The sequence below is a fragment of the Altererythrobacter lutimaris genome, from assembly GCF_013371495.1.
Lineage (GTDB): Bacteria > Pseudomonadota > Alphaproteobacteria > Sphingomonadales > Sphingomonadaceae > Erythrobacter > Erythrobacter lutimaris_A.
In genome coordinates this window covers 1,892,164-1,904,276 of sequence record NZ_JABWTA010000001.1, presented here as the reverse complement: position 1 = coordinate 1,904,276, position 12,113 = coordinate 1,892,164, and the positions used below count along the sequence as shown (strand labels likewise).

The window sequence follows — 12,113 nt, the reverse complement described above, 5'->3', positions numbered from 1 at the left end:
TAGGTTTAGACGGCGGGCTCCGGTCCTTTGGGATGACCGCCCGGCACTTCAAGCCGATGGCGGATCAATGCATCTTCCTGATGATCGCGCAGCCAAGCGAGCATGTGCTCGCGCACATCGCAGCGCAATTGGAACAGCTCGCCAATCGTTTTCGCACTCATTGCCAAGCGTACTTCGACGCTCTCCGGATAAGCTTCCGTCATAAGGCAACTCTGTGTGCGCCCATCGAACAGCTCATGTTCGCTGAGATAGCGCTCGAACTCCGCACGAAGCGGTGTGACATCGGCGATCGGATCGAGATGAAGCATGACGGGACCACTCAACTGCTCATTATTGCGCGACCAGTTTTCGAAGCTTTCATCAATAAAGCGGCAAGTCGGGATGATCAGCAGCCGCTCATCCCAGGTTCGCACCGTGACGAAGCTCATGCGGATTTCCTCCACGCGGCCAGCATCTTCGCCGACTTTCACGAGGTCGCCAATCCGGAATGGCTCGGTGACGGCAATCTGCAAGCCGCCGATAAGCGACTTGAGCGCCGGCTGTGCCGCTGCGCCAACGGCCAATGCCGCAAGACCTGCTGATGCGAGCAATGTTGTGCCGATGGACTGCACCGACGGAATGCTGAACAGCATGAGCCCGACAGTGATAAAGATGATCGCAAATGTCGCTGTGCGCGAGAGGACCGCAATCCGCGTGCGCCTGCTGCGCATAGCAACGGGATCATCTGACGCTTCCAGCCGATATTCCATCGTGGCGGTGAACGCCTTCACCAACGTGTAGGCTATCCAGCCCAATAGAGCGGGGCGCACAAACTTTGCCAAAGGCTCCCAAGCGACCCGCAAATCCGGATTGGACTGCGCCATGAGAGTGATGCCGAGCGCGAGAATTGACCACTTTACCGGCCGCCGAATGCGGGAAATGACAAGCTCGTCCGCCTTCGTGTCTGAGAGGTTGGCGAGCCGCGATGCGACGGCAAAGATAGCGCGATAAACGACGTATGCGATAGCGACTGCAATCGCCACCGCAATCCCTGCGACCAGCACAGCATCCCAGTCTATCGACCATGTGGCGGGGTTATAGCGATCCAACATCGGGATCTCAGTTACGAGCGCTGACGATCCCGTTCAAGGGGTGCAGCGAGTGCGCTGGATAACTCTGCCAGCCTGTAGCGATCAGTGCGCCGCATCCCAGCTCGCGCCGGTTCCGATATCGACACCAAGCGGCACATCGATCGAGATTGACGGGCCGGCTGCTTCCGCCATCACGCGTTCGATGATTGGCTTTGCTGCCTCCACGTCGCCTTTGGGCAGTTCAAACACCAATTCATCGTGTACTTGCAGCAGCATGCGGACCTGATCGAGGCCTTCGGCTTGCAATGCGGGCGTCATGCGGACCATGGCGCGCTTGATGATGTCAGCGCTTGTCCCCTGGATCGGAGCATTGATGGCGGCGCGTTCAGAACCCTGCCGCTCAGCTTGATTCTTCGAATTGATGCGCGGGAACCATGTTTTGCGGCCAAACAGCGTTTCGGAATAGCCGCGCTCGCGCACGGTCTCCAGCGTCTCCATGATGTATCGCTGGATGCCGGGGAAGCGCTGGAAGTATGTGTCGATCATGGCCTGTGCTTCGTCCGGTTCAACTTCCAGTCGTCCGGCAAGACCCCAGCGCGAAATGCCATAAAGGATCGCGAAGTTGATCGTTTTGGCCCGCGCACGTGTGTCGCGCGTGACTTCGCCGAACATCTCGGTCGCAGTGCGTGCGTGGATGTCTTCACCATTGGCAAAAGCATCTTTCAGAGTTTCGACATCGGCCATGTGAGCAGCGAGCCGCAATTCGATCTGGCTGTAGTCCGCTGCGAGCAGGACATTGCCATCTTCCGGCACAAAGGCTTCGCGGATCTGCCGCCCGATGGCAGTGCGGATCGGGATATTTTGCAGGTTTGGATCGGTTGAAGAGAGGCGTCCGGTTTGTGCGCCGACCAGCGAATAGCTTGTGTGCACACGGCCTGTACCCGGGTTGATCGCCGCTTGCAGTGCGTCGGTATAGGTCGACTTCAACTTGGTCAGTTGGCGCCATTCCAGCACCTTTTTGGCAATATCAGCGCCTTCGCCTGCCAAGCGCTCAAGCACGCTTTGATCAGTTGAATATTGCCCGCTTTTGCCCTTCTTGCCGCCTTTATAGCCGAGTTTGTCGAACAGGATATCGCCGAGCTGCTTGGGGCTGCCGACAGTAAACTCTTCGCCAACGATCTCGTGGATTTCGCCTTCGAGCCGCTTGGTCTCTTGCGCGAATTCTTCCGACAGTTTGGCAAGCCGGGCGCGATCAACCTTGATCCCGTGCCGCTCCATTTGCGCGACCACGGGGATAAGCGGTTTGTCGACTCGCTCATAGACCCGCGAGCCGCCTTCAACCGCCAAGCGCGGCTTCAAATGCTGGTAGAGCCGCCACGTGACGTCGGCGTCTTCGGCAGCATACTCTGTCGCTTTGTCTAGTGGAACTTCGCCAAACGGAATCTGCTTCTTGCCGGTGCCGCACACATCCTTGAACGCCATGGGCGTGTGGCCTAGGTGCCGTTCGGACAGTTCATCCATGCCGTGACCGCCGCCAATGCCGCTTTCGCCGCGTCCTGCATCAAGCGCGAAGCTGATCACCATCGTGTCCTCGATTGGACTGACTTCGACATCGTAGCGCGCCAAAACATTGAGGTCGTATTTCCCGTTCTGGAAGATCTTGACGACGCTGTCCGCGTTTAACAGCGGGCGCAGCGCAGCGAGCGCTTCATCGCGATCAATCTGTTCAGGCGCTTGCGAGAACATGTCGCTTCCGCCGCCGCCTTCGTTCAAATGCGCGAGCGGGATATAGCACGCCTCGTTCGGTCCAACCGCGAGACTGATCCCGACAAGCTCAGCCTGCATGGCATCGAGCGACGAAGTCTCGGTGTCGACAGCAATCTGCCGCGCGGCAAATCCGCGCTCGATCCACTGCTCGAGCCGCTCCATCGTTTGCAAGGTCTCATAGGCGCTGCGGTCAATCGCAGGCATGTCCGGCAAAGGCTGGCTACTGCCTTCTGCTGTGCCTGCATCGCCCTTGGTTTGCGGCTTTGCAGGGTTGAGATCGTTCGCGCGGTCCGGGCTGCCAGCACCCGCACCGAGCCGACGCAAGAGCGATGTAAACCCGTGTTTCTCCAGAAACGCAGCCAGTGGCTCAGGCGGAACGCCATCGAGCTTGAAGTCTTCCAGCGGCTCAGGAAGATCGCAATCTTCCTTTAGCGTTACCAGCACACGGCTGAGTTCTGCATCCTCGCGCCCTTCGATCAGCCGCTCTTTCAGCTTGGACTTCTTCATGTCCGGCGCTTGATCAAGCGCCGCGATTAGTGAGCCATGCTCAGCGATCAGCTTGCTCGCCGTCTTGGGACCAATGCCATAAATGCCAGGAATATTGTCGACACTGTCGCCCATCAGCGCGAGGACATCTCCGACCAGCTCCGGCTTCACGCCGAACTTCTCTTCGACCTCTTCGAGGTAAATGCGCTGGCTCTTCATGGTGTCGAGCATGTCGATCCGCGCACCGTTCTCTTCGCCGACCAGCTGCATTAAATCCTTGTCGGATGAGACGATGGTTACATCCCAGCCTTCGCGCTGGGCAGCGCGGGCATAGCTCGCAATCAAGTCGTCTGCTTCAAGGCCTTGCTCTTCAATGCAAGGCAGGCTGAACGCGCGCGTCGCATCTCGGATGAGCGGGAATTGCGGCACCAGATCTTCAGGCGGAGGCGGGCGGTTCGCCTTGTATTCGGGGTAGATATCGTTGCGGAAGCTCTTCGAATCCTTGTCGAGGATCACCGCCATATGCGTTGGCCCTTCAGCTTGATCGAGATCATCTGCAAGCTTCCAGAGCATGGTGGTGTAGCCATAGACTGCACCAACCGGCGTTCCTTCCGGATCAGTTAAAGGAGGGAGCCGGTGATAGGCTCTGAAGATGTAGGATGATCCGTCGACCAGATAGAGGTGATTCTTGTCCGCCATTCACCGGTGCTAGCACTGGCCTCGCTTGCTGGTAAGGCGTTGGTACCACATTTTCCGCACGGGTTTTCCACGGGGGGAATTGAGATGTTTCCTCCTCCGTAAAAGGCCAGTTGGACGGTTTCTGCGACGCGGCCAATTGAGGCGGGAAAATGGCAAAATGTGACGAATCCGCTTGCACTGCCACAAAGCTGCCATTATTTAGGCAACACAAGACGAGCCCGATTGAGGTTTGTTTTGTCCGTTCGAGGGGGGACCACCGAGCGGATACTAACTCGCTGATCTAAGGAATTTTTTCTATGCGTAAGATCGTTCTTGCTGCCGCTATCTCTGCTTCGGCTCTTGGCCTGGCTGCATGCGCAGAAGCTGAAACCGCTGCTGAAGACACAATGGCTGACGCTGAAGCAGTTGCTGAAGAAGCAACCGCTGAAGCTGAAGGCGCCATGGAAGACGCTGGCGAAGCAATGGAAGACGCTGCTGCAGACGTTGAAGCTGCTGCTGACGAAGCTGTTGCTGAAGCTGAAGGCGCAATGGAAGAAGCTGCTGAGTAATCCTCGCGGCCAAATTCAATTGCGAATTTGAAGAGGGGCGGTGCCGATTGGCGCCGCCCTTTCTTTTCGTCCTTATGAAAGTCTAGATGGACCCGTCCGCTGCTCAGCCGCCTGTACGCTGGGCGTTGGTGGCGTTGGTCCAGTTCTGCGGCTTGCGTGCCCGCGAAGCGAACCCGTCATAGAGCGCTCGAGCAATCTCAGCGATACGTGCTTCACGATTTCCGCGAGAGCCCTGTCCGGTCACATAAATCGCAACAGCAATCGTCCGACCGTCGGGTGACTGGATAAAGCCAACATCGGATGACGTATTATTGAGCGAGCCCGTCTTGTGGCTGACTCGAGCAGTCTCCGGCATCCGGCCTTTGATACGGCGCTTGCCCGTGCGGGTCCGGCTCATTGCATCGAGAATCACCCGACGGCTTTCCGGCTCGAGAAACTTGCCTTGGTACAGCCCGACCAGCAGTTCCAGCATCGCCTTGGGCGTGGCTGCATCGCGCTCATCGATGTAAGAGACGGGATCAAACTCGCCGTCATCGCGCACAAGTGTCGCGATATCGCGGTCGATGCTGAATTCTTCGATACCCTGACGGCGCATCCAGTCATTGACTTTGTTGGTGCCGCCTACTGCCTTGATCAGCGAGTCTGTCGCAGGATTGCTGGAGCGGGTGATCATTATCTCGATGAGATCGATCGCAGACATGTACTCGCCTTCGCGCACAGGCGCAGCGCGGCTCGAAAACTTAGCTGACCGGATCGGGATCAGCAGAGGAAATTCGCTGGTGAGCGAGTATTTGCCTTGCTCGACCATCTCCAGATAGGTCGCCGCTACAGCGATCTTGCTAGTGGAAGCCATCGGAAACAGCTGGTCGCCAAGGATGTCTATGGACTCGCCGGTTGACAGATCAATGGCTGCGACACCGATGCGACCCTTGCGGCCATCGGCGATGCGCGCGATGCGTTGCTCGAAGTCATTATCGTATATCGCCTTGAAGCTTTGCGGCTCGCGCACCTCTGTGCCGAAAGCGCTGTCAAAAGAGGCTTCGAGCTGATTGGATTGCGCAATCGCAGGGGCGCTGAGCACAAGTGCGCTTGCAGCAAGGCCAAGTCCGAACTGTTGTAAAAGCTTCCTCATGTGCCCCGCGTATAAAGTGGTTTAGGTTTGCACAGGCTTAACGGCGGTGGATTCCACTCGGCAAGCGCTAAGTTTCGCCACTGCGACAAAATGTTGCGCGCAAGCGACTGAACACATCAGATTCCGCCATATAACCTGCCCGGCTCTAACGAGTCTGCGCGATTACGGTTTCCACAAATGCAATGCGGACCCTCGCAAAACTGCTGAAGGCGCAGCGCATTGCCCACAAAAAAAGGCCCGGCAGATCGCTCCGCCGGGCCCTATTATGTATTCGAATGAACGGCGCCCCGAGCCCTTCGACAGGCTCAGGACCAGGCTTAGAAGCCCATGCCGCCGCCCATGCCGCCCATGCCGCCCATATCAGGCATTGCAGGGGCCGCAGACTTGTCTTCCGGAGCGTCCACGATGGCCGCTTCCGTGGTGATGAGCAGGCCAGCAACAGATGCTGCGTCCTGCAGCGCGGTACGGACAACCTTGGTCGGGTCGATAACGCCGGCTTTCACCAGGTCTTCGTAAACGTCGGTCGCGGCGTTGAAGCCGAGACCTTCGTCATTCGCGTCCATCAGCTTGCCAGCGACAACGGCGCCGTCATGGCCTGCGTTGGATGCGATCTGGCGAACAGGTGCTTGCAGAGCGCGACGGACGATGTCGACACCGCGTGTCTGATCGTCGTTAGCGCCTTCCAAGCCGTCAAGCTGCTTGGTGGCGTAGAGCAGAGCAGTACCGCCGCCTGGGACAATGCCTTCTTCAACGGCTGCGCGGGTTGCGTGAAGCGCGTCGTCAACGCGGTCCTTGCGCTCTTTCACTTCGACTTCAGTCGCACCGCCAACCTTGATCACAGCAACTCCGCCTGCGAGCTTTGCGAGACGCTCTTGCAGCTTCTCACGGTCATAGTCGCTGGTAGTTGCTTCGATCTGAGCGCGGATTTCGCCAACTCGGGCCTTGATGTCTTCTTGCGAACCGGCGCCGTCGACGATAGTCGTGTTGTCCTTGTCGATGGTAACGCGCTTGGCTTCACCCAGCATGCCGAGCGTGACATTCTCAAGCTTGATGCCGAGATCTTCGCTGACCATTTCGCCCTTAGTAAGGATCGAAATGTCCTGCAGCATCGCTTTGCGACGATCGCCGAAGCCGGGGGCCTTGACCGCTGCAACCTTCAGGCCGCCGCGCAGCTTGTTGACGACGAGCGTTGCGAGTGCTTCGCCTTCAATATCTTCCGCGATGATCAGCAGCGGACGACCGCTCTGAACGGCAGCTTCGAGAACTGGCAGCATGGACTGTAGGTTCGAAAGCTTCTTTTCGTGGATGAGGATGTACGGGTTTTCGAGCTCAACCGTCATCTTGTCCGGGTTGGTAATGAAGTACGGTGAGAGATAACCACGGTCGAACTGCATGCCTTCAACAACGTCGAGTTCAAACTCGAGGCCTTTGGCTTCTTCAACGGTGATCACGCCTTCTTTACCGACTTTCTCCATCGCTTCTGCGATCTTCTCGCCGACTTCCTTGTCGCCGTTTGCAGAGATGATGCCGACCTGTGCGATTTCCTCAGAACCGGCAACGTCCTTTGAACGGCCTTTGAGGTTCTCGACGATCTTGTCGACCGCCAAGTCGATACCGCGCTTAAGGTCCATCGGGTTCATGCCCGCAGCAACCGACTTCATGCCTTCGCGAACGATGGCCTGAGCGAGAACGGTTGCAGTGGTCGTTCCGTCGCCAGCCGCGTCGTTTGCCTTGCTCGCGACTTCGCGCAGCATTTGTGCGCCCATGTTTTCGAACTTGTCCTTAAGCTCGATTTCCTTGGCGACGGTCACGCCGTCCTTAGTGATGCGCGGTGCGCCGAAGCTCTTGTCGATCACTACATTGCGACCCTTCGGGCCGAGCGTGACTTTCACTGCGTTTGCGAGCGTATCTACGCCTTTGAGGATGCCTTCGCGGGCATCACGGCCGAACTTTACGTCCTTGGCTGCCATTGGTGTTTCTCCTGGATTTCAGAAATTCGGTTTGAGAAGCGAAAGTGGGTCAGGCTCAGCCGAGCACGCCCATGATGTCGCTTTCTTTCATGATCAACAGGTCTTCGCCGTCGATCTTGACTTCAGTGCCGGACCACTTGCCGAACAGCACGCGGTCGCCAGCTTTGACGTCCAGAGCAACGCGCTTGCCTGAATCGTCATATGCGCCTTCGCCGACGGAGACGATTTCGCCTTCGCTTGGCTTTTCTTGCGCGCTGTCTGGGATGATAATGCCGCCAGCGGTTTTCTGGTCGGCTTCGATACGACGGACCACGACGCGGTCGTGGAGCGGACGAAATGCCATGGTAATGACCTTTCTGTTTGGTTGAACAAATCACGATTAGCACTCTCACATGAAGAGTGCCAGCTGGGCGCAGATGGGGTTGGCCCGATTGAGAGTCAACAACTGTTCAGGAAAAAATTTGGCTTTGCGTTCGCTGGTCGATCAAGCGCGTTTTTCGGGCCGGCGCGTAAGGCGCAACCGCTCGCGCAGCAACCAGCGCCAGGTCAGCAGAACGGCTGCGCTGAATAGCCCTGCTGCAAGGCCGATCCATACACCCACTCCAGCCATCGACGTGAAGAAGCCCAGGCCGATCGCTAGCCCCATGCCGGGGACCCAATAGCTGAAAATCGCTATCCACATCGGTACGCGCGTATCCTGCAATCCGCGCAAGGCTCCGGCAGCCACGGCCTGAACTCCGTCAGCAAGCTGGAACACAGCTGCCAGCACGAGATATTGCAAGGCGAAGCTGACTAAAGCTGCGTTGCGCGCCGCTTCGACATCGACATAAATCGAAAGCAATAACTCGGGGGCAAACAGCATCAGGAGTGCAGTAAAGCTCATGAAGCCTGCGCCCATAGCAATCGCAACCCATCCAGCCTGCTTGATACCTTGCGGGTCGCGTGCGCCATAGAAATAACCGACGCGAATAGTGGTTGCTTGGCCAACACCATGGGGAACCTGAAAGGCTAGCGCCGCCAGTTGCAACGCGACTGTATGCCCGGCAAGCTCTGCCGCGCCGAACCTGCCCATCATAAAGGCTGCAGCACCAAAGATGCCCGCCTCTGCCGTCACTGTAAAGGCGATGGGCGTTCCGATCCGTGTGATCTTCCAGAACACTTGCCAGTCCGCGCGCCACCAGGCCGCGAAGATCCGGTAGCGGTGCAGCAACTTGTCCCAGCGAATGAGCGCCACATAAGCGAGCAGCACGATGATCGACGTGATAATTGTCGCAATCGCTGCGCCGACCAGCTCCAGTCGCGGCATGCCGAAATTGCCGAAAACGAAGGCGTAATTGGCGATGCCGTTCACGACGATGCCGAGCCCGGTGATCGCGGTTGCGACATAAGGACGGCCAAGCGCGGATACGTAATTACGCAGCACGCTTGCGATCATCATCGGGATCATCGACCAGATTAGAACTATCATGTAGCCATCAGCGAGCTCGGCGATCTCTGCCTGCTGGCCGGTCAAGCGCATGATAGGACCTAGCAGTCCTGCGGCCAGTGCCATGGCAATCGCGCCTGTTATGATCGCAAGCCACAATGCCATGCGGGCCGCGCGCCGGATCGGCCTGACCGCTTTCGGATTTTCGCCGATTTCAGCGGCTATGACCGCAGCAACAGCTCCGCACATAGACATGAGCGCCCAAAGCAGCAGACCGAACCAAGAAACCGCGAGCGAACTTGCCGCAAGCTCTTCATCACCCAATCGTGCGATGAACATCACGTCGATAGCGTAAGTGAGCATCTGCAGAAGATTGGCGAGCGCCATGGGCCAGGCGAGCTTGAATGTCGCCCGGATTTCCTCGCCCCAGGTCGGCGTCGATAAGGGTGCAGTCTCACGCATAGCTTTTCCGCTAGCCAGCGCAGATATGTCGCGAGACCAGCCGCGCCGAATAGGTGCAGCCGTACGTTTTGGAAAGGCTGATACGAAGAGCCGCACCGCTTGGATCAAGCAGTGCGGCTATCTCGCAACAGGTGTTTGAGCGGTGTTGGCTTAGCCGCCTTTGCGCGATTCCTCGACGCGCGAGACGATTTCGTCAGGCCAGGTAACCTGCGTTTGCGTCTGCGGATTGAAGAGCCCACCCTCATACTGAGCGGCTTCAGCGGCAGCGATTTCCTCGGCGCTTAGAAACTCGCTTGGCTCCAATGCGAACACGTCGAGACCACGAGTGATTTCCGTCGCATAGATCCGGCCATTGTACCAATAGGCTGACCAGTAGCCTCCCGTCACAAGCTGATCTTCATCGACCGGGCCGCGGTCGAAATAGGCAATCTCGACCGGGTTCGCGCTGTCTGTAAAGTCGATCACGCTGATGCCGCCCTGATACCAGGCCTGCACGAAGATATCGCGACCCGGCACAGGAATGATCGAGCCATTATGTGCAACGCAGTTTTCCATATTCGTCTGCGGCGCAGGGATCTTGTACAGGCTGCGGAATTCAAGCTTGCCATCGACGATGTCGTAGAAACCGTTCGCGCCCCAGCTCAGCGGATCGCCTGCCTGACAGCGCGGACGCGAGCCTCCGCCCCATTCGTCGGTGAACAGCACTTTGGTGCCGTCATTGTTGAAGGTGGCCGAGTGCCAATAGGCAAAGCCTTTGTCCGTCACATCGTCGATCCGCTTCGGTGCCATCGGGTCAGAGATATCGAGGATAACGCCATTGCCCGAGCATGCGCCTGCTGCGAGCTTCAGGGCCGGGAAGACCGTGATATCGTGGCAGTGGTCGGTGATGCGCGTTTCCTGCGTGCCTTCGCCGTGGTCACCACCGCGCCACAGACCAGCGATCTGGCCGTCGCTTGCAAAGATGCGCGGGCTGTCAACAATGCGTGATGCAGCCGGGTTGTCGACCGGGATCTCGATCACGTCGATGCTGAAGAGAGCGGTGCGATCATCGCCCGGGACATCGAAACAGCCTGCCATTTCCTCTTCGGGGCGGATGTAGGACGTACCGGAATTGTAAACGACGATGGTGTCGTCATCTGCGGTCACGATCGAGTGTGTATGGCTGCCGCGGCAGGTCTGGACCTGACCGACCTGACGCGGACGCGTGATATCGGAGATGTCAAAGATACGAATGCCCCGGAAGCGCTCTTCGCTCACGCGGTCATCGACGCCCTGCAAGCCGCAATCGACCCTTGCACGGGCATCTTGAACGCTCATGATTAGGATATCGCCAACGATAGAAACGTCGCCCTGGCCGCCCGGACATACAGTCGAGCTGACAAGGTTCGGCATGCCGTCTTCGCCCAGGCGATAGGCGTTGAAGCCGTGATAGTTGCCGGCAACCAGAATGTCGCCGCTGAATGCCATGTCGGTATTTGCAAAAGTCAGCAATGCGCCGCGGCGTGCGAATTGCGGCTCGCGCTCTTCTTCCTCGCCTTCGATTTCCGCAGTCGCTTCTTCGGTGCTTTCACCGTCCTCGTCTTCATCGCCACTGGGAATCTCAGGGCGAAGCTCAGCCGGGTTTTCCGGATCGACAAAACCGGCAGGCTTTGGCAGCGCTGCAACAAGCCGCAGGTTGGAGATTGCTTCGCCTGCATCAGCGAAGCCGGCTTTCAAGCCGACACGTGGGTCGGTGGACAGGCTCGCCAGAACGCCGTTCATCCGGTCGATTTCCTGATTCTGGTCGCTGACGATATCGTTGGTGAAATTGAACATCACCGGATCAGCAGCAGAGCCGCGCTGATCGTGAAGATCATTGACCATCGCGATCGCACCCTGGTGGTGCTCGATCATGCCGGAGAGGAACAAGCGGTCAAATTCTGTGCCCGTCGCAGCGGCCATCGCTGCCATTTGTTCAGGTGTCAGCATGCCTTGCATCAAGTGGTGACCTTGATGGCTCGAATGATGACCGGAATGATCTTCGCCGTGGTCCATTTTCGAATGGTCCATCTTGGAATGGTCCATCATTCCGGAAGAACTGAGCGGCTGGCCACGTTCCTGGAGCCACTCGGTCATGAAGCGGATTTCGTCAGCCTGGCTCGCTTCAATACGGTCAGCGATGGCGACCACGTCTTCCTGATTGGTCCGGCCTTTCACGAGCTCGGCCATTTCCACCGCTTGGCGGTGGTGCATTATCATGTCCTGCATGAACGCTACATCGTACGCCGAATAGCTGGTGTTAGCGAGCTTGGTCGCTTGCTCAGCCGAGATCACTTGCGGCGCATCGCCCGGCGCGCCTGGCTGGATGATCGGCGCCTCAGAAGCCTGGCCGGGCGCGGCCAGGGCAACGGAGGCAAGAGCAACAGAAGCAAGAAGTGTAGTGCGACCACGCATAGTCAGTCCCCAAGAATTTCGCGAAGTGATGATGTAACGCTAGGTCATAAGGAAAGTTTCCGCCTTGCCAAGGGGTGTTTGTGGTTCTGCCAGTACGAAGCTAGTCTGCGGCCAGAAGGT

General features: G+C 58.0%; 8 protein-coding genes. 1 reads left to right on the top strand and 7 read right to left on the bottom strand.

The annotated features are described in order from the left end of the window. Positions 1 to 5: 5 nt before the first annotated feature. A complete protein-coding gene (locus tag HUO12_RS09145; protein ID WP_176273263.1) occupies positions 6 to 1,091 on the bottom strand; it encodes a mechanosensitive ion channel family protein in 1,086 nt (361 codons plus the stop codon). Positions 1,092 to 1,172: 81 nt separating this feature from the next. After that, positions 1,173 to 4,022: a DNA polymerase I gene (gene polA, locus HUO12_RS09140; RefSeq protein WP_176273262.1), complete on the bottom strand. Its 2,850-nt coding sequence runs from the start codon at positions 4,020 to 4,022 to the stop codon at positions 1,173 to 1,175. Positions 4,023 to 4,318: 296 nt separating this feature from the next. Here polA and HUO12_RS09135 point away from each other — a divergent pair, with 296 nt between their 5' ends. Then, positions 4,319 to 4,570 (top strand): hypothetical protein, encoded by a 252-nt coding sequence (locus tag HUO12_RS09135; protein WP_176273261.1) that lies wholly within the window; start codon positions 4,319 to 4,321, stop codon positions 4,568 to 4,570. Between the two features lie 103 nt (positions 4,571 to 4,673). On the opposite strand, the gene HUO12_RS09130 is transcribed toward HUO12_RS09135, so the two are convergent. The 5 genes from HUO12_RS09130 to HUO12_RS09110 all read right to left on the bottom strand — a co-directional run bounded on the left by HUO12_RS09130 (position 4,674) and on the right by HUO12_RS09110 (position 11,993). Further along, a complete protein-coding gene (locus tag HUO12_RS09130; protein ID WP_176273260.1) occupies positions 4,674 to 5,702 on the bottom strand; it encodes a serine hydrolase in 1,029 nt (342 codons plus the stop codon). 317 nt (positions 5,703 to 6,019) lie between these two features. Then, positions 6,020 to 7,672, bottom strand: coding sequence for a chaperonin GroEL (gene groL / locus HUO12_RS09125; protein WP_176273259.1), 1,653 nt, complete (start codon positions 7,670 to 7,672; stop codon positions 6,020 to 6,022). A gap of 55 nt (positions 7,673 to 7,727) precedes the next feature. Further along, positions 7,728 to 8,015 (bottom strand): co-chaperone GroES, encoded by a 288-nt coding sequence (gene groES / locus HUO12_RS09120; protein WP_176273258.1) that lies wholly within the window; start codon positions 8,013 to 8,015, stop codon positions 7,728 to 7,730. A 141-nt stretch (positions 8,016 to 8,156) separates the two neighbouring features. Further along, entirely contained in the window at positions 8,157 to 9,560 is a 1,404-nt protein-coding gene (locus HUO12_RS09115) for an MATE family efflux transporter (protein WP_176273257.1), read from the bottom strand. A gap of 150 nt (positions 9,561 to 9,710) precedes the next feature. Then, positions 9,711 to 11,993, bottom strand: coding sequence for a DUF305 domain-containing protein (locus tag HUO12_RS09110; protein WP_176273256.1), 2,283 nt, complete (start codon positions 11,991 to 11,993; stop codon positions 9,711 to 9,713). Between the last annotated feature and the right edge of the window lie 120 nt (positions 11,994 to 12,113).